Source organism: Pantoea sp. X85, from assembly GCF_029623675.1.
Taxonomy (GTDB): domain Bacteria; phylum Pseudomonadota; class Gammaproteobacteria; order Enterobacterales; family Enterobacteriaceae; genus Pantoea; species Pantoea leporis.
The window spans coordinates 3790977-3808964 of sequence record NZ_CP121108.1; the positions used below are offsets into that span (position 1 = coordinate 3790977).

The window sequence follows — 17988 nt, forward strand, 5'->3', positions numbered from 1 at the left end:
CCCGCTGGGTTTATAACAACTACGTTGCTGTTACCAGCGGTAGTGTGCGAACGCCTTGTTGGCTTCAGCCATGCGGTGAACGTCTTCACGTTTCTTAACTGCAGTACCTTTGTTCTCTGCAGCATCAGAAAGTTCGTTCGCCAGGCGGAGAGCCATAGATTTATCACCGCGTTTACGAGCAGCTTCTACGATCCAACGCATTGCCAGGGCATTACGACGAACCGGACGGACTTCAACTGGAACCTGGTAGGTAGAACCACCAACGCGACGTGACTTAACTTCGACAGTCGGACGTACGTTTTCGAGAGCAACCTCGAACGCTTCCAGGCCATCTTTACCAGCGCGTTGAGCCAGGGTATCAAGCGCGGTATAGACGATAGATTCAGCAGTAGATTTTTTACCATCTACCATCAGGATGTTTACAAATTTAGCCAGCAGCTCTGATCCGAACTTAGGATCCGGCAGAATTTTACGCTGACCAATGACGCGACGACGTGGCATGGAAATACTCCGTTGTTAATTCAGGATTGTCCAAAACTCTACGAGTTTAGTTTGACATTTAAGTTAAAACGTTTGGCCTTACTTAACGGAGAACCATTAAGCCTTTGGCTTCTTCACGCCGTACTTGGAGCGTGACTGCTTACGGTCTTTAACACCTGAGCAGTCCAGCGCGCCACGAACGGTGTGGTAACGCACACCTGGCAAGTCTTTAACACGACCGCCACGGATCAGGATCACTGAGTGTTCCTGCAGGTTATGACCTTCACCACCGATGTAGGAGGTAACTTCAAAACCGTTGGTCAAACGCACACGGCAAACTTTACGCAGTGCTGAGTTTGGTTTTTTAGGGGTAGTGGTGTACACACGAGTACATACACCACGTTTCTGCGGGCAAGCTTCCAGCGCAGGCACGTTGCTCTTTGCAACTTTGCGTACGCGTGGTTTGCGAACCAGCTGGTTAACTGTTGCCATTAAATAGCTCCTGGGATTTAGCTTTTTGCTTCGTAAACACGTAATAAATCGCCTCGTATTACTACGAGGAGGCAGAATTTTAGGGCTGTGTCAAAAGGGTGTCAAGAAATAACCAGGTTTTCGCTCTTACCAGGCCACTTGTTGTGGATGCTTCGCTGTCATCGCAACGAAACCAGTATAGTCCAAACGTGCTACTTTGGTCGAAATTTGCTCAGCCAGGCCACGCGCCGCAACATCTTCTTCTAATACCCACAGCGTAGCCGGCGATGCGCTGAGCTTGATTAACATTTGGCTGCCAGCCAAAGCGGCGCTGACGCCATCCTGCAATAAAAGCAGATCGTCGCCTTCCTGCAATAAAAGCAGCAGGCTATCGAGGTCGCATTGCCAGGGAGATTGCAGCAGCGTGTAGAGCATGATCAGTTCTCAGAATCGAATAACACGATGATAGGAAGCCAGCTTCTCGCGTAGCGATGCGGCATCCATCACTTCAGCGTTTAACACACGTTCGGCCGTCAAACTTTGCCCGCGCGCCAGCAGCGAATCGGCGCAGACAAAACACTGGTCAATATCGTACAACTCCAGCACGCCAAAGGTCGCGATGTAGTTACGCGCCAGAATTTGCTCAGGTTGTTGGTCGCGATTGAGCTGCAGCACGCCATCCCCGATAAAGAACAGACCGATATCTTCGCTTAGCGCGCCCGTCGCCAGCACAGCATCCAGCCCTTCCCTGCCCGCGCTGCTGCCGTGCGGTGCCTGAGTAAATAGAAAAGCCACGCGGTTCATCAGAATTGCACCAGACGATCGCAGCTAAGCGCGGCTTCTGCCAATGCGCCCAAACCGCTGAGTTCAAAACCCGGCTGCAAGTTACTGCCCGCCAGTTGCAAGCGCGCGGCTTCCTGCGCGTCGGTTACGCCACGACGTAATGCTGCGGCCACGCAGATATTCAGCGCGGCGCCACTTTCAGCGCGCAACTGCTGCCATTCACGCACCATATCCACCTCATCGCTGGCCGGCGCGCTCAGTTGGTTGGCGTTCAATACGCCTTCACGATAGAAGAACACGCTCTCCAGCTGATGCCCGGCCTTAATAAGTGCGCGCGCAAACAGCAGCGCGCTGCTGGCGTGTTGCGTTCCGTAAGCTGGTCCGGTGACCAGCAAGGTGTAACGCATTAGCGATCCTGCCCCTGAAAATCACCGCTTTTAAACTGGCGAATGTAGAGGTAAACCGTGTGCTTGGAGATATTGAGGCGATCGGCGACCTGGTTAATCGCATCTTTAATGTCGAAGATACCCTTCTCATACATATTGAGCACGATCTGGCGATTCTTGGCATTATTCGAAACGTTACGGTCAGCGCTCACTTCTTCAATCGCGAACTCAAGCGTCTGCATCACCAGATCTTCCACCGAGCTGGCAAAGTTGACGTTGGAATCCACCTGCTGCATCTCCGGCGGCATAAAGGTCGACATAATCTGCGAGAACGGAACGTCGAGGTTCATGTTGATGCACAGCAGGCCAATAACGCGCTGCTGGCGATTACGAATCGCGATCGTGACCGATTTCATCAGCACACCGCTTTTCGCGCGCGTAAAGTAGGCTCTCGAGACATTGCTGTCGGCGCCATGCATATCGTGCAGCATACGCAGCGCCAAATCGGTAATCGGCGAACCCACTTTACGCCCGGTATGTTCACCGTTGGCGATACGCACCGCAGAACACTTCAAATCTTCCAGCGAGTGCAGCACGATTTCGCAGTGCGAGCCAATCAGCATCGCCAGGCCATCGACAACGGCTTCGTAGGATTTGAGGATATCGTAATCTGCTTGCTCGAACGGACGTTGCTCCAGTAAATCGAAGTCAGTCAGTTCACCGGGATTGAATGGATTAGACATCGAAGACATTACCCTAAATGGCTGGAGCCTGTCTCGACAGCATTGGGGCAGACTCATATTGTGATAATTGTGCAGGCGCTAGTCTGGCAAATGTGCTGGTCTTTAGCCAGACCTTTACTCTCTTCTCCGCAATAAAAACGCCGCCCGAGGGCGGCGTGATGCAGAAAGTTAAGATTACTGTGCTTTCTGATCGGCAGCGACTGGAGCCTGCGCTTTTTCGTCCGCTTTCGGCGCGGGTTTGATGTCGAGCAGTTCAACATCGAACACCAGCGTGGAGTTCGCCGGAATACCCGGAACGCCATTTTTGCCGTAAGCCAGGTTCGGTGGGATCACCAGCTTGATTTTACCGCCTTTCTTCACGTGCTTCAGACCTTCGGTCCAGCCCGGAATCACACCGTCCAGACGGAACGACAGCGGCTCACCGCGGGTATAAGAGTTATCGAACTCAGTACCGTCGATCAGCGTCCCTTTGTAGTTCACAACCACAGTGTCGCTGTCTTTCGGCGCGCTACCGGTACCTTCTTTCTCTACCTGATACAGCAGGCCAGATTCGGTTTTCTTCACGCCTTTTTCTTTGGCGAATTTGTCAGCGTAAGCGGAACCCTTATCGGAGTTCTCTTTCGCGTCTTTTTCCATCTTCGCCTGAGCAGCACCTTTTACGCGGCCTTCAAAGGCCTGCAGGGTTTGCTCGATCTCTTGATCAGAGAGTTTGCTCTTGCCGCCAAAGGCGTCCTGAACACCCGCGATCAACTGATCTTTATCCAGTTTGATGCCCAGCTTCTCTTGTTCCTTCAGAGAGTTGTCCATGTAGCGACCCAGGGACGCGCCAAGTGCATAAGCTGATTGCTGGTCTTCGTTTTTGAAGGCAGCATTTTTCGGTGCTTGCGGCGCAGCCTGAGCGGCGTCTGCTGGAGCAGCGGCGGTTTCTGCTGCCATTGCCAGCGGTGCATTCAGCGCGAAGGCCATGGTGGTAGCTAACAATGTGACTTTAAACAGTGAATTCATCCTTTCTCCAAAACCGAAGCCTCTAACCTCGGGAATCATTGCGGACTGAGGCCCACACTATAACTTTACGTGGCAGCGGCGAACACTCCCACAATGTAATTACCCGTCCAACCTCCGACCTTTTTTGCTTCAGGAAGTTTCATCAGAGATATAGGCGTTATGCGGCGTTTCAATGCAGCATGGCGCGGAAAGGTAAAATATCAGGTGATTCTGAAGCGAAAGGCCGTAGAATCAGGCCCGAAACAGACTAACGTGCAGCACCGCAAGATGAGGAAAGATCATGCAACCAACAGAATGGGAACAACGCCTTGAGGCGCTGGAGAGCAAGCTGGCTTTTCAGGAATACACCATCGATCAGCTCAATCAAACGGTGGTTCAGCATGAGCTGGAGATGATCAGACTGCGTGAGCAGGTCCGTCTGTTAATCGATAAAGTGAAAGATAGCGCGCCGTCGATAATTGCCTCGCAATCTGAAGAAACCCCGCCGCCACATTACTAAAAAGAAAAGGCCACCCGAAGGTGGCCTCGCCAGCGTAACACTGATTAGTGGCTGCAGCCGCAACCGCCAGTGCCACAACCGCCCTGGCCGTGATCGTGACCATGGTCGTGGTCATGATCGTGATGATGACCATCTGCGCCATGCACGTGGCCGTGCGCCAGCTCTTCTTCGGTCGCTGCGCGAATCGCCACAACTTCCACGTTGAAGTTCAGGTTCTGACCCGCCAGCATGTGGTTACCATCAACCACTACGTGCTCATCTTCAACTTCGGTGATTTCAACCGGAACTGGACCCTGATCGGTTTCTGCCAGGAAGCGCATGCCAACCTGCAGTTCGTCAACGCCCATAAACACGTCTTTTGGCACGCGCTGTACGAGGTTGTCATCGTATTGACCGTAAGCGTCGTTCGCCGGAATATGCACGTCAAACTTATCGCCTACATCATGATTTTCCAGCGCTTTTTCCAGACCAGAAATCAGGGAACCATGACCGTGCAGATAGTCCAACGGCGCACTCACCGGTGACTCGTCAACCAACACACCGTCTTCGGTACGAACCTGATACGCCAGGCTCACCACCAGGTCTTTTGCTACTTTCATGATATCTCCTAACCGTTGAGAACTAAGATCCCGTCCCATTGGTCAATTTTGCGTGCAATAACCAACCAGAAAGGTTCAAGACTGAGGATGCCAACAAATGTGTTGTTGCATACTGCTCAGCGTTAATGGCGCCGATTGTAACGGAATTCAATCCCGCTGTAAGTTCAAGCTTAAAAAAAGCTGAGCCATTGCGCTACTCAGGATGAAAAATGCCGATCACTTGCTCATTGCTGCGAACCTGATCGCGCACCTGCTTATCCGCTTCCCGCATTTGATGACCGCACTCGACGCACTCCACCACATCAACATTGTTCTCACGCCACAATGCCAACGTGTCTTTTTCCTGGCAGTGCGGGCAAACCGCACCGGCAATAAATTGTTTACGCATACTGTTTCCTGCCGTCGTTAGTGAACGGATTAAGTAAGTATAGTTCTACTCGTCATCCCAGCCGTCAAACTGACGTTTCTCGTGCTGCATTTCGCGCTGGAAGATATCCTCCAGCTCGCGCCGCGCCTCGCGCACACGCGAAACCTGCGCGCTGTCATCGTGGCTGGGCACCAGCTCACGCAGCATACGCATATCCAGACGACGGAAATGTTGCTGCGCGCGCTGCGCCTGATGCGGATGCATGCCCAGCGAGATCAGCGTTTTACGACCCAGCTCCAGCGCACTGGAGAACGTCTCACGCGAGAACAGCGTAACACCCGCCTGCAACAGTTCGTGCGCCTCAACACGTCCACGCGCACGCGCCAGGATTTCCAGCTGCGGGAAATGCTGCTGACACAGTTGCACGATGGTCATCGAATCTTCCGGATCGTTACAGGTAATGACGATGGATTGCGCATTCTCCGCGCCCGCCGCACGCAGCAGCTCCAGCTCGGTGGCGTCGCCATAGTAAACCTTATAGCCATATTTACGCATCAGGCTCACCGCGGAGATATCACGCTCCAGCACGGTAATGCGCTTGTTGTTCGCCATCAGCAAACGGCCAACAACCTGACCAAAACGACCAAAGCCCACCACAATCACCTGCGGCTGATCGTCCTCAACAAAGTGCTTCTCGGCATTTTCATCGGGCTCATTAAAGCGGTGCGCCAGCAGACGATCGATGCCGTTCATCAGCAGCGGCGTGGTCATCATGGATAACGTCACCGTCACCAGCAGCAGCGGCATTTGGTCGCCGCTGAACATTTTGGCTGACGACGCCGCCGAGAACAGCACAAAGGCAAACTCGCCGCCCTGGCTTAACACACCGGCAAACTGCTGGCGCTCCGAACTGCGCAGGCCATAAATGCGCCCCAGCACATACAGCACCAGCGTTTTCACCGTCACCAGAATCAGCACGCCCAACAAAATTTCAGTGATGTGGGTATAAAGCACGCCGAGATTCAGCGCCATGCCAACCGAAATAAAGAACAAGCCCAGCAACAAACCTTTGAACGGTTCGATGGCCACTTCCAGCTCGTGGCGATACTCGCTTTCCGCCAACAGAATACCGGCGATGAAAGTACCGAGCGCCATCGACAGGCCGAGCGCATCCATAAATAGTGCCGAACCCAGCACCAGCAGCAGTGAGGCGGCAGTAAACACTTCGCGCACGCCGGATGCGGCAATGAAGCGCAGAATCGGGCGCAGCAGATAACGACCACCAATCAGCATCCCGCCGAACGCCAGCACTTTCATCCCAACTTTCAACCAGTCAACATGACCGCTGTCGCCGCCCGCCAGCAGCGGCACCAGCGCCAACGCGGGAATCACCGCTAGATCCTGGAACAGCAACACTGAGAAGCCGAGCTGTCCCGATTCACTGCGGTTCATGCCTTTATCGCGCATCAGCTGCAGCGCCATCGCCGTGGATGACATTGCCAGACCAATGCCGCCAATCACCGCCGCCTGCCAGCTAAAATCGGTCAGCCACAGCAATCCGCCGAGAATGGCGGCGGAAATCAGCACCTGAGCCGCACCAACGCCAAATATCGAACGGCGCAGCGCCCACAGTTTCGAGGGGTTCAGTTCAAGCCCGATGATGAACATCAGGAACACCACGCCGAGTTCCGAGAAGTGCAAAATCTCCTCGACGTCGCTGATGAACCCCAAACCCCACGGACCAATCGCGATACCGGCCAGCAGATAGCCCAGCACCGCGCCAATGCCAAGACGCGCTGCAATCGGCACAATCAGCACCGCCGCGACCAGATAAATCACGCCCGCCGTCAGTAACGTTTCGCCTTCCATCACACTCCTCCCTGCGGCAGCGGTGAAGCCAGCCAGTCGCCGTATGCGCGCGCAAAATTACGCATCACGTCCGGCGTTTGTCGACGCGCCCAATAAATCACCATCGGCGTCATCCAGTGCATGCGACACATCTGCGCCGTCAGCTCAAACGGACGCATAATGTCACTCATCGGATAGCGATTCAGGCCGCTAGGGTGATAAGCCGCTTCCGGTTCGCCGGTGGTGACCACGCTGCGCCAGTATTTGCCTTCCAGCGCATTACCATCCGGTCCGCTGGCAAAGCCGCGCGACAGCACACGATCCAGCCACTCCTTCAGGAGCGCCGGGCAGCTGTAGGTATAAAGTGGATGTTGGAATACAACGATTTGATGGTCGCGCAGCAGTTGCTGCTCATAGTGAATATCAATAAAAAAATCCGGATAGTGGGCGTATAAATCGTGCACCGTGACGTGGTCCAGTTCCATAGCCGACTGCAGCAAAACCCGATTAGCAATCGAATCCTGTGATTCCGGATGGGCGTAAAGCAGCAATATTTTGGGTGGCTGCGACATCGTTCCCCTCCAAAGCGTCGTCACGGCACAGGAATTCCGCTACCATGCTCGACGCAACAAATTTTCTCGAATTATGTTGCCGGTAAATTAACATATTCTGACGATACGGCGCTTATGATTGTCTTTTCAGCACTACAAATTCGCCGCGGCACCAATGTGCTGCTGGATAACGCAACAGCCACCATTAACCCAGGCCAGAAAGTTGGCTTAGTGGGCAAAAATGGCTGCGGCAAATCGACGCTGCTGTCATTGCTGAAGGGCGAAATCAGCAGCGATGCAGGTAACGCCACCTTCCCGAGCAACTGGGCGCTGGCGTGGGTCAATCAGGAAACCCCGGCGCTGAGCAAACCCGCGCTGGAGTATGTTATCGACGGCGACCGTGAATATCGTCAGCTTGAGTCCGAATTGGCCGACGCCAATGCGCGCAACGATGGCAACGCCATCGCCCTGCTGCACGGCAAGCTGGATGCGATTCAGGCGTGGAGCATACCTGCTCGCGCCTCAAGTTTGTTGCACGGTTTGGGCTTTAGCCAGGAACAATTAATGCGGCCGGTGAGCGATTTCTCCGGTGGCTGGCGCATGCGCCTTAACCTCGCGCAGGCGCTGGTGTGCCGTTCCGATCTGCTGCTGCTGGATGAACCGACTAACCACCTCGATCTGGATGCGGTGATCTGGCTTGAACGCTGGCTGAAAAGCTACGAAGGCACGCTGGTGCTGATTTCGCACGACCGCGACTTCCTCGATCCGGTGGTCGATAAGATCATCCATATCGAACAGCAGACGATGTTTGAATACACCGGTAACTACAGCTCGTTCGAACGTCAGCGCGGCGCCAAGCTGGCGCAGCAGCAAGCGCTGTTCCAGAGCCAGCAGGAAAAAGTGGCGCACCTGCAGAAGTATATCGATCGCTTCCGCGCGCAGGCGACCAAAGCCAAGCAGGCGCAGAGCCGCATCAAAATGCTGGAGCGCATGGAATTGATTGCGCCAGCACACGTCGATAACCCATTCAGCTTCAGTTTCCGCGCGCCAGAAAGCTTGCCGAATCCGTTGCTGAAGATGGAGCGTGTTACCGCCGGTTATGGCGAACGCATTATTCTCGACGCCATCAAACTCAACCTTGTGCCGGGTTCACGTATTGGCCTGCTGGGCCGTAACGGCGCGGGTAAATCGACGCTGATTAAGCTGCTAGCCGGTGAGCTCGACGCGCTGGATGGCAAAGTTGGCCTGGCGAAAGGCATTAAGCTCGGTTACTTCGCCCAGCATCAGCTGGAATATCTGCGCGCCGATGAATCACCCTTGCAGCATTTATCACGCATCGCGCCGAAAGTGCTGGAGCAGCAGCTGCGCGACTACCTTGGCGGCTTCGGCTTCCAGGGCGATAAAGTCAGCGAAATTACCGAACGTTTCTCCGGCGGCGAAAAAGCGCGTCTGGTGCTGGCATTAATCGTCTGGCAGCGCCCGAACCTGCTGCTGCTTGATGAACCAACTAACCACCTCGATCTTGATATGCGTCAGGCGCTGACCGAAGCGCTGATTGATTTCGAAGGCGCGCTGGTGGTGGTCTCGCACGATCGCCATCTGCTGCGCGCCACCACCGACGATCTTTATCTGGTGCACGACGGCAAGGTCGACGTGTTTGAGGGTGATCTGGAAGATTATCAGCAGTGGCTGAGCGATTTGCAGAAGCAGCAAGCGCAACAGGATGCCGCGCCGAAGCAGGACAACGGCAACAGCGCGCAATCGCGCAAAGACCAGAAACGCCGCGACGCCGAACTGCGCGCCCAAACGCAGCCGCTGCGTAAAGAGATCGAGAAGCTTGAAAAGCAGATGGCGAAGTGGCAGAGCCAGCTCAGCGACGCGGAAGCCCAGTTAGCCGACAGCGCGATTTACGATCAGAGCCGCAAAGCCGATTTGAATGTGGCGCTGCTACGTCAGGCCGAGAGTAAGGCGGCGCTGGAAGAGGTCGAAATGGCGTGGCTGGATGCGCAGGAACAGCTGGAGCAGATGCTGGCGGGTTAAGTGTGCACGCTGTCCCCCATCCCGGCCTTCCCCCGCAAGCGGGGGAAGGAGACGCTGCCACATGCAGCTTCATCACTGACATGTGGCAGCGTCTTCCTCCCCCATTTATGGGGGAGGACCGAGGAGGGGGAATGCGAGCACTATTCCAAATTAAAACGGCTTATCCCCTAACACCGTCGCACGATGCATCACCCGCCGCGCCGGATAATAATCCGCATTAGCATAGTGTTGGGTCACGCGGTTGTCCCAAATCGCCACATCATTCTCTTGCCAGCGCCAGCGCACCTGGAATTCCGGTTTGGCGCTATGCCAAAATAGGAAGTTAAGCAGCGCATCGCTCTCTTTTTCGCTCAAGCCCAGCAAACGCGTGGTAAAACCTTCGTTGACAAACAGCGCCTTGCGTCCGCTCACCGGGTGGGTACGAATCACCGGATGCTGCACCGGCGGGTTCTTTGCCACCGCTTGCTGCCAGCGCTGATGCTCTTCCTCGGTTTTACGGTATTTGTACTCCTGAAAAGACTTCTTAAAGTCGTGCTCCGCCTGCAGTCCATTCAACAGCGTCTTAAACGGTTCAGACAGCGCTTCATAGGCCGCAATGCCGGTTGACCACAAGGTATCGCCGCCGCTTTCCGGCAGCAGCTTCGAAGCCAGGATTGCAATTGCCGGCGGAGTTTGAATAAAGGTGACATCGGTGTGCCAGTTGTCGTTATCCGGCGGATTATCCTGATGCGTATCCAGCACGATGATCTCTTCCACGCCTTCCGCATGCGGATAGACCGGATGGATATGCAGATCGCCAAAGCGAATCGCCAGCGCGCGCTGCTGTTCCGGAGTAATCACTTGATTGCGCAGGAACAGCACCTGATGGCGCAGCAAGCCATGATAGAGCTGTTCAAACTGGGCATCGCTCAGCGGACGGCTGAGATCGACATCACTGACCTGCGCCCCAATATTCGGGCCCAGCGCGGTAAAAGAAAGTCGTTCGTTCATTGCTGTTCTCCATTCCAGGGCGTCAGTCGGCGCTGCAAGGCGCGCAGACCCAGTTCTAAGCCAAAGGCAATCAGGGCGATCACGGCGATACCGGCCAGCACCACGTCGGTGGCGAGGAACTCACCGGCCGACTGCACCATAAAGCCGAGTCCACGCGTAGCGGCAATCAGTTCCGCCGCCACCAGCGTTGACCAACCTACGCCGAGACCAATGCGCAAACCGGTGAGGATTTCCGGCAGCGCGCCAGGCAGAATCACGTAGCGCAGCAGTTGCCAGCGCGATGCGCCAAGCGCCTGCGCCGCGCGAATCCGTACCTGCTGGGCATTCTTCACACCCGCCAGCGTCGACAAGGTCACCGGCGCGAAAATCGCCAGATAAATCAGTAAAATCTTCGAGGTTTCGCCGATGCCAAACCAGATCACCATTAGCGGCAAATAAGCCAGCGGCGGTACCGGGCGATAGAGTTCGATCAGCGGATCAAGCAAGCCGCGAATCGCCGGGCTCAGGCCCATGGCGATGCCGACCGGAATCCCAATCAGCGCGGCGAAGAACAGCGCCACCAGCATACGCGCCAGGCTGGCACCCAGATGCTGCCATAATGTGGCGTCCATAAAACCTTGCGGGCTGGCAATCAATATCAGCTTCTGCAGCACCACTTGCGGCGGCGGTAAAAACAGCGGCGCCACTAAGCCGAGCGCGGTGATAGCCCACCACAACAGCAGCAACAAGCCCACGCTGAGCAGGCTGAGTGAGAACTGGCGCGAGAACGGCCAGCGCAGTCCACGACGACGCATTTGGGTCTTCCCATCAATCACTGCACTCATATAAACGCCTCACGCTGGGAAAACACCTGATTCAGTACATATTCACGACGTTCGATAAACGCCGGATCGGATTTGATGCTGCGGCACGGTTCCCCGGCGGCGAAGCGTTGGCCGAAGTCGAGTTTTAAACGCTCCACGACGCGGCCCGGTCCCGGCGACAGCAGCACTAATTCGCTGGCGAGGAACACCGCCTCTTCGATGTCGTGGGTGATCAGCAGAATCTGCTTGCCGGTATCACGCCACAGCGTTAGCAGCAGGGTTTGCATCTGTTCACGGGTAAAGGCGTCCAGCGCGCCAAACGGCTCATCTAACAGCAGCAACTGAGGATCAGCCGCCAGCGCACGCGCAATGCCCACGCGCTGACGTTGACCCCCAGAGAGCTGCCAGATAAAACGCTTCTCTGCACCTTCCAGTCCTACTTTACGGATCAAACGGCGTGCAATGGTATGGCGCTCCGCCTTCGCCATGCCCGCCAGTTGCAAACCGAACGAAACGTTATCGATCACGTTGCGCCACGGCAGCAATCCTTCATTTTGAAACACTACGCCGCGCTCAGCGCCCGGCCCTTTTACCGCTTTGCCATCCAGCGTAATGCTGCCAGATTCCAGCGGCAGAAAGCCGGCGATGAGGTTCAGCAGCGTGGTTTTGCCACAGCCGGAGGGACCTAACACCACCAGCAGGTCTCGGCTGCCCAGCTGCAGGTTGATGTCCTGCAGCGCGGGTTGTCCGGCGTAACGCGCATTGAGATGGGTGATGTTAAGCATACGGCCTCCGGTTATTTCACTAAGGGTGCAACGAAGCGCGTGGTGACGAAGCTGCTGTAATCGCTATCCGCTTCTGGCACTTTGCCCTGCTCTTTCAGGAAGCCGGCAGTATCGACAATCGCCTTGTTCACCGGCTTGCCGAGCTGCTCCACCTGCTGCTGCGCGGTGAGGTACGTGTTGCCTTTCACCAGCACCGGCACATCCGCTTCGGGTACACCGCTCAGGCGCGCCAGCTTGCTCAGGTTGTCTGACTGCTTCAGCCATTGATCCGGATTGGTAATGTAAGCTTGCTGCGCTTCAACGGCGCTGCGGGCAAAGGCGGTGACGATTTCTGGATGCTGCTGCGCAAAGTCTTTACGCACCACCCACACATCAAGCGTTGGCGCGCCCCACTTGCCGACCTGCGAAGAGTCCGTCAGCACCTTGCCATCTTTCTCCAGCTCGTTGACCGCCGGAGACCAGACGTAAGCGCCGTCAATATCACCGCGTTTCCAGGCAGCAATAATCGCCGGCGGCTGCAGGTTGACTAAGGTCACTTGCGAAGGCTTGATGCCCCAATGCTTGAGCGCGGCGAGGAAGCTGTAGTGCGTAGTCGAGATGAATGGCACGGCGATGCGCTTGCCAATCAGGTCTTTGGGATCTTTGATGGTTTTCTTCACCACCAGCGCTTCGGAGTTACCGAGCTGAGAGGCCAGCAGGAAAGCTTCAATCGGCAGCTTTTGCGTGGCGGCGACCGCCAGCGGGCTGGAACCGATATTACCAATCTGCACGTCGCCCGACGCCAGTGCACGTAACACGCTGGCCCCGCTATCAAATTTGCGCCAGTCGACGGTAGCACCGCTCTCTTTGGCGAAGGTGTTATCCGCCTGCGCCACTTTGGCTGGTTCAGCCGAGGTCTGATACGCCACGGTAACGTTGACCGCTTGCGCCTGGAACGCCATCAGGGCCAGAGCCGCTGTGACCGCCGTTATTGTTTTTTTCATTGCCATCATCATTCACCCTAATGTGTTTTGTCTGGGCAGTTTCTCCAGCAACAGTAATTTCATAAAGGAATTAAAAATTATCCCTAATGACGATCCGTTCTTAGATCAACATCGGGCAAGGCTATGCAAAAAGTGCAAATGGAAAGAAAAGGGAAAGCGGTAAATATGTCACACGCTCACATGGCAGCTGTGATATTGATAGAGATCTCATTTTTTAACTCTTTACTAACGGTCCTGAATCCATGTCGATAGAGAAAGTCGCACACCTGGCTGGCGTGTCAAAAGCCACCGTTTCACGGGTTTTGAACCAGAATCCCGGCGTGCGCCCGGATACGCGTGCCAAAGTGCTGGCGGCCATCGACATCTGCGACTATCAGCCCAACCTACTGGCGCGCCAGCTGCGCACTTCGCAAAGCCATATGTTGTTAGTGCTGATTCCCGACATCACCAATCCGTTCTGCTCACGCGTGGTTCAGGGCATTGAAGCCGAAGCTGAAGCGCAGGGTTACCACATTCTGCTGTGTAACTCAGGATCGCAGCTGCGGCGCGAAGCGGCCTACATTGCGCTGCTCACCGGCAAAGTGGTCGACGGCGTGATCACCATGGATGCCGCCAGCAGCCTGCATGAGCTGAAAGAATTGATTGGCGATCAGCCTTGGGTGCAGTGCGCGGAATACGATCCGTCAATCGCCGCCTCAAGCGTGGCGATTGATAATAAAGAAGCGGCTTTCGAAACCGTGCGTTATCTGGCGAGCAAAGGCCGACGTCGTATTGCGCTGGTGAACTGTGATATGCGCTACCTCTATTCACATAAGCGTGAAGAGGGATATCGCGCGGCGCTGGAGCAGCTGGATCTCAGCTGGTGCGGTGTGGCTTACGCCGAGAATATCACCTGCGAAGCGGGCAGTGCGGCTTTGCGCGAACTGCTCACGCAGCCGGAACCGCCGGATGCGGTGTTTGCGGTATCAGATGTGTTGGCGGTCGGCGTCATCCACGCGGCGTTGGAAGCAGGTTTACGCGTACCGGAAGATTTAGCGGTGGTGGGATTTGATGGCATCAACTTTACCAGCAGCCTGAATCCACCGCTGACCACGATTGAGCAGCCGATGAATCGTATGGGTGTGCGCAGCGTACAGCTGTTGCTGCAACGCATCCGCCAGCCTAACGCGTCGGTAGTCCATGAAGTGTTGCCGTGGAAGCGCGTTGAACGCGCTTCCAGCTAACTTAGCGCCAAATCAGCAATACGCAGGCAGCGGTGAGCAAGCCCATCGCCAGATTGAAGATTTTCCACGCGCGTGGGCTGCGCAGCAGACGTCCAATCAGCGAGCCAAAGCCCATCCAGATCACCCCGGAAACCACGTTCACCATGAACATGCCGATGCTGATCGCCACCACCGAATGCAGATATTCGCTGCCCGCCAGGCTGAAGCTGGCCACCGCGCCGAGCGCCATCAGCCACGCTTTCGGGTTGATCAACTGCAGCAAGCCGCCTTGCCAGAAAGGCATCTGCTTCACCGTGACAGCGTCGGTTTCCAGTTTTTCATACTCGGCGCTGGCGATTTTCCATGCCAGCCACAGCAGATAAAGGCTACCGGCAATCTTCAGAATGAGATGCAGCGAGGGATAAAGCAGGATGAGGCCGCCGATGCCAAATGCCACCATTAGCAACATGACTTGCATACCAATCATGATACCAATCAGCAGCGGAATGGTGCGCAGGAAGCCAAAATTAGCACCCGAGGCGGTAAGTAACATATTATTGGGCCCGGGCGTGATGGCCGCGACCCAGAGAAAACCTAACATTGATAAAAAAAGACTCAGTTCCATGTATATTCGGGTGCTCCTCACCCAGTAAAGCGAACAACCCATCGAAGCTATCAGCGACTTATGCATCAGACAAGCCTTTACCCAAGCTATTTTGATCGCCCCAGCGGCGAGCGTTTTAAACCCCTGCGCGGATTCAGTAACGCGCATCTGCAAACGCTGCTGCCGCGTATTCTGCGGCGCCGCGTTACGTTACGTCCGCACTGGCAGCGTCTTGACCTGCCGGACGGCGATTTTGTCGATTTAGCGTGGAGTGAAGATCCGGCGCAGGCGCGTCATAAACCGCGCATGGTGATGTTTCACGGACTGGAAGGCAGCTTTCGCAGCCCGTATGCGCACGGCCTGATGCAGGCGTGTCAGGCACGCGGCTGGCTGGCGGTGGTAATGCACTTTCGCGGCTGCAGCGGCGAGCCTAATCGCTTAAAGCGCATCTATCACTCCGGTGAAACCGAAGACGCCACCTACTTCCTTCACTGGCTGCAGCGCGAATGGGGCAGCGTACCCACCGCCGCCGTCGGCGTTTCGCTGGGCGGCAACATGCTCGCTTGCCTGCTGGGTCAGCAAGGTCACGATGTACCGATTGATGCCGGCATCGCCATCTCAGCGCCGCTGGCGCTCGAGCCTTGCAGCGGCAAGCTGGATGTGGGGTTTTCACGCTTTTATCAGCACTATTTACTGACGCAGCTGAAAAAGAACGCCACGCGCAAACTGCGCGCCTGGCCTGGCACGCTGCCGGTCGATCTCAGCCAGTTACGTGCTTTCCGCCGCTTACGCGAGTTCGATGATGCGATAACCGCACGTGCGCACGGTTTTATTGACGCCAACGACTATTATCAACGAGCCAGCGCGATGCCGTTGCTGACCGGCGTGCGTAAACCGCTGTTGATCATTCACGCGCAAGACGATCCCTTTATGACCGATGCCGTTATTCCGCAACCTGACCAGCTGTCAGCCTCCATTCAGTATCAGCTGACGCAGCAAGGCGGCCACGTCGGTTTCGTCGGCGGCACCGTTCTTAAACCGAAAATGTGGCTGGAACAGCGCGTGCCCGACTGGCTCTCAACCTATCTGGATGTGTAATTGTGATTATTCCCTGGCAAGAACTCGAAGCGGACACGCTGGAAAACCTGATTGAAACCTTCGTGTTACGCGAAGGCACTGATTACGGCGAGCAGGAACGCAGTTTGCTGCAAAAAGTCGCCGACGTACGCCGCCAACTGGAGCGCGGCGACGTGGTGCTGGTGTGGTCGGAACTGCATGAATCGATCAATATTATGCCGAAGGGTGAATTCCGCGGCTGATGCACCCCGCGGCAATTCGTGGTAACAATGCTCATCGCCGGACTTCACAGGGAGCTCTGTTATGTCAGCCAGGCATCCAATTATTGCCGTCACCGGTTCCAGCGGCGCCGGAACCACCACCACCAGCCTCGCCTTCCGTAAAATTTTCCAGCAGCTGAATTTGCATGCGGCGGAACTCGAAGGCGACAGTTTCCATCGCTACACACGTCCGGAAATGGACATGGCGATCCGCAAGGCGCGCGATCTCGGGCGCCACATCAGCTACTTCGGCCCGGAAGCCAACGACTTCGGCCTGCTGGAGCAGACGTTTAAACATTACGGCCAAACCGGCCTTGGCGAATCGCGCAAATATCTGCATACCTACGATGAAGCCGTGCCGTGGAATCAGGTGCCGGGCACCTTTACGCCGTGGCAGCCGCTGCCGGAAAACACCGATGTGCTGTTCTATGAAGGCTTACACGGCGGCGTGGTCACGCAGCAGCAAAATGTGGCGGAGCATGTCGATCTGCTGGTTGGCGTGGTGCCGATTGTTAACCTTGAGTGGATTCAGAAGCTGGTGCGTGACACCAGCGAGCGCGGCCATTCACGCGAAGCGGTGATGGATTCGGTGGTGCGGTCAATGGAGGATTACATTAACTTCATCACGCCACAGTTCTCGCGCACCCACATTAACTTCCAGCGCGTGCCGACCGTTGATACCTCAAACCCGTTTGCCGCACGCGAAATTCCGTCGCTCGACGAAAGCTTCGTGGTGATTCATTTCCGTGGTCTGGAAGGCATCGCGTTCCCCTATCTGCTGGCGATGATTCAGGGATCGTTTATTTCGCACATCAATACGCTGGTGGTGCCGGGTGGCAAAATGGGATTGGCGATGGAGCTGATTATGCTGCCGCTGGTACAGCGACTGATTGAAGGGAAGCGGATTGAATAAGCGGAGTCATTCCGTAGCGGCGCAATTTATTGCGCAATAAATTGCGCCGCTACAATCCGAGTTATAACTCGATCACTTCATAGCTGTGGGTAATTTCCACGCCTTTACCCAGCATGATCGCTACCGAGCAATATTTTTCCGCTGACAGATCAACCGCACGCGAAACGGCCTTGTCGCTCAATGCTTTACCGCTAACGATAAAATGCAGGTTGATGTGGGTAAAAATGCGTGGCGCTTCTTCACGGCGTTCCGATGTGAGCTTCACTTCGCAATCGGCCACATCGCTGCGCCCTTTTTGCAGGATCGACACCACATCAATAGCGCTACAGCCGCCCGCGGCCATCAGCACCATCTCCATTGGACTTGGCGCTTTATCACCGGAATTACCATCCATCAATACCTGATGGCCGGATGAGGATTCTCCGAGAAAGGTAAGACCTTCCACCCATTTCACTCGTGCCTGCATGATTCTTTCTCCTGAAGCGGCGGTTTTGCCGCCAGAGTACGCTTTCACCTGACAAACAGCAATCCAGAGTAATCCCCCTTCTGCTGAAGCGAGACAACACAAGACAGCTCGCAAAAGCTGTGCTACAAACAGT

Annotated in this window: 23 protein-coding genes; 6 read left to right on the forward strand and 17 right to left on the reverse strand. The window is 55.5% G+C overall.

The genetic code is table 11. The annotated features are described in order from the left end of the window. Positions 1-30: 30 nt before the first annotated feature. The 7 genes from rpsG to fkpA form a co-directional block, all read right to left on the reverse strand. On the reverse strand, positions 31-501 hold the full coding sequence (rpsG, locus tag P6287_RS17650) for a 30S ribosomal protein S7 (RefSeq protein ID WP_007886246.1): 471 nt from the start codon (positions 499-501) through the stop codon (positions 31-33). A gap of 96 nt (positions 502-597) precedes the next feature. Beyond that, positions 598-972 (reverse strand): 30S ribosomal protein S12, encoded by a 375-nt coding sequence (gene rpsL / locus P6287_RS17655; protein ID WP_006120575.1) that lies wholly within the window; start codon positions 970-972, stop codon positions 598-600. A 126-nt stretch (positions 973-1098) separates the two neighbouring features. Further along, on the reverse strand, positions 1099-1386 hold the full coding sequence (tusB, locus tag P6287_RS17660; protein WP_192414886.1) for a sulfurtransferase complex subunit TusB: 288 nt from the start codon (positions 1384-1386) through the stop codon (positions 1099-1101). 9 nt (positions 1387-1395) lie between these two features. Then, a complete protein-coding gene (tusC, locus tag P6287_RS17665; protein WP_137386635.1) occupies positions 1396-1755 on the reverse strand; it encodes a sulfurtransferase complex subunit TusC in 360 nt (119 codons plus the stop codon). Next, positions 1755-2141 (reverse strand): sulfurtransferase complex subunit TusD, encoded by a 387-nt coding sequence (gene tusD, locus P6287_RS17670; protein ID WP_110867598.1) that lies wholly within the window; start codon positions 2139-2141, stop codon positions 1755-1757. The genes tusC and tusD overlap by 1 nt, the downstream gene beginning before the upstream one ends. Continuing rightward, positions 2141-2863, reverse strand: coding sequence for a transcriptional regulator (locus P6287_RS17675; protein WP_007886240.1), 723 nt, complete (start codon positions 2861-2863; stop codon positions 2141-2143). The genes tusD and P6287_RS17675 overlap by 1 nt, the downstream gene beginning before the upstream one ends. 174 nt (positions 2864-3037) lie before the next feature. Then, positions 3038-3868 carry an FKBP-type peptidyl-prolyl cis-trans isomerase gene (gene fkpA, locus P6287_RS17680; RefSeq protein ID WP_101762637.1) on the reverse strand — a complete coding sequence of 277 codons (831 nt, stop codon included), beginning with the start codon at positions 3866-3868 and terminating at the stop codon, positions 3038-3040. Between the two features lie 280 nt (positions 3869-4148). Between fkpA and P6287_RS17685 the strand changes: the two genes are divergently transcribed. Beyond that, a complete protein-coding gene (locus tag P6287_RS17685) occupies positions 4149-4367 on the forward strand; it encodes a protein SlyX (RefSeq protein ID WP_137386638.1) in 219 nt (72 codons plus the stop codon). 44 nt (positions 4368-4411) lie between these two features. On the opposite strand, the gene slyD is transcribed toward P6287_RS17685, so the two are convergent. The 4 genes from slyD to kefG all read right to left on the reverse strand — a co-directional run bounded on the left by slyD (position 4412) and on the right by kefG (position 7753). Next, a complete protein-coding gene (gene slyD, locus P6287_RS17690; RefSeq protein ID WP_049851962.1) occupies positions 4412-4966 on the reverse strand; it encodes a peptidylprolyl isomerase in 555 nt (184 codons plus the stop codon). A 193-nt stretch (positions 4967-5159) separates the two neighbouring features. Beyond that, positions 5160-5354, reverse strand: coding sequence for a YheV family putative zinc ribbon protein (locus tag P6287_RS17695; RefSeq protein ID WP_007892203.1), 195 nt, complete (start codon positions 5352-5354; stop codon positions 5160-5162). A gap of 45 nt (positions 5355-5399) precedes the next feature. Beyond that, complete coding sequence (gene kefB, locus P6287_RS17700; RefSeq protein ID WP_008101837.1) at positions 5400-7202, reverse strand: glutathione-regulated potassium-efflux system protein KefB; 1803 nt, start codon at positions 7200-7202, stop codon at positions 5400-5402. After that, a complete protein-coding gene (gene kefG / locus P6287_RS17705; RefSeq protein WP_101762639.1) occupies positions 7202-7753 on the reverse strand; it encodes a glutathione-regulated potassium-efflux system ancillary protein KefG in 552 nt (183 codons plus the stop codon). The genes kefB and kefG overlap by 1 nt, the downstream gene beginning before the upstream one ends. Before the next feature lie 114 nt (positions 7754-7867). Between kefG and P6287_RS17710 the strand changes: the two genes are divergently transcribed. Then, a complete protein-coding gene (locus tag P6287_RS17710; RefSeq protein ID WP_277974167.1) occupies positions 7868-9772 on the forward strand; it encodes an ABC transporter ATP-binding protein in 1905 nt (634 codons plus the stop codon). A 150-nt stretch (positions 9773-9922) separates the two neighbouring features. On the opposite strand, the gene tauD is transcribed toward P6287_RS17710, so the two are convergent. From tauD to tauA, 4 genes are read right to left on the reverse strand one after another with little or no spacing between them, the layout of a single operon-like run. Then, a complete protein-coding gene (tauD, locus tag P6287_RS17715) occupies positions 9923-10762 on the reverse strand; it encodes a taurine dioxygenase (protein ID WP_154157202.1) in 840 nt (279 codons plus the stop codon). Then, positions 10759-11586 (reverse strand): taurine ABC transporter permease TauC, encoded by an 828-nt coding sequence (gene tauC, locus P6287_RS17720; protein ID WP_101762642.1) that lies wholly within the window; start codon positions 11584-11586, stop codon positions 10759-10761. The genes tauD and tauC overlap by 4 nt, the downstream gene beginning before the upstream one ends. Continuing rightward, complete coding sequence (tauB, locus tag P6287_RS17725) at positions 11583-12350, reverse strand: taurine ABC transporter ATP-binding subunit (protein WP_222213387.1); 768 nt, start codon at positions 12348-12350, stop codon at positions 11583-11585. The genes tauC and tauB overlap by 4 nt, the downstream gene beginning before the upstream one ends. An 11-nt stretch (positions 12351-12361) precedes the next feature. Continuing rightward, entirely contained in the window at positions 12362-13339 is a 978-nt protein-coding gene (gene tauA, locus P6287_RS17730; protein ID WP_277974168.1) for a taurine ABC transporter substrate-binding protein, read from the reverse strand. A 236-nt stretch (positions 13340-13575) separates the two neighbouring features. Between tauA and P6287_RS17735 the strand changes: the two genes are divergently transcribed. Next, the gene (locus P6287_RS17735) at positions 13576-14556 is read left to right on the forward strand and encodes a LacI family DNA-binding transcriptional regulator (RefSeq protein ID WP_101762645.1); all 981 of its coding nucleotides are present in this window, start codon (positions 13576-13578) and stop codon (positions 14554-14556) included. Position 14557: 1 nt separating this feature from the next. Here the strand turns inward: P6287_RS17735 and P6287_RS17740 are convergent, their stop codons facing one another. After that, positions 14558-15160, reverse strand: a complete 603-nt coding sequence (locus P6287_RS17740) for a LysE family translocator (protein ID WP_192414872.1) — start codon at positions 15158-15160, stop codon at positions 14558-14560. Positions 15161-15220: 60 nt separating this feature from the next. Here P6287_RS17740 and P6287_RS17745 point away from each other — a divergent pair, with 60 nt between their 5' ends. From P6287_RS17745 to P6287_RS17755, 3 genes are all read left to right on the forward strand, one after another. Continuing rightward, a complete protein-coding gene (locus P6287_RS17745; RefSeq protein ID WP_101762647.1) occupies positions 15221-16237 on the forward strand; it encodes a hydrolase in 1017 nt (338 codons plus the stop codon). A 2-nt stretch (positions 16238-16239) separates the two neighbouring features. Continuing rightward, positions 16240-16458, forward strand: coding sequence for a YheU family protein (locus tag P6287_RS17750; RefSeq protein WP_007892223.1), 219 nt, complete (start codon positions 16240-16242; stop codon positions 16456-16458). Positions 16459-16519: 61 nt separating this feature from the next. Beyond that, positions 16520-17389 carry a phosphoribulokinase gene (locus P6287_RS17755; protein WP_101762648.1) on the forward strand — a complete coding sequence of 290 codons (870 nt, stop codon included), beginning with the start codon at positions 16520-16522 and terminating at the stop codon, positions 17387-17389. Between the two features lie 61 nt (positions 17390-17450). On the opposite strand, the gene P6287_RS17760 is transcribed toward P6287_RS17755, so the two are convergent. Beyond that, a complete protein-coding gene (locus P6287_RS17760; protein ID WP_101762649.1) occupies positions 17451-17855 on the reverse strand; it encodes an OsmC family protein in 405 nt (134 codons plus the stop codon). Between the last annotated feature and the right edge of the window lie 133 nt (positions 17856-17988).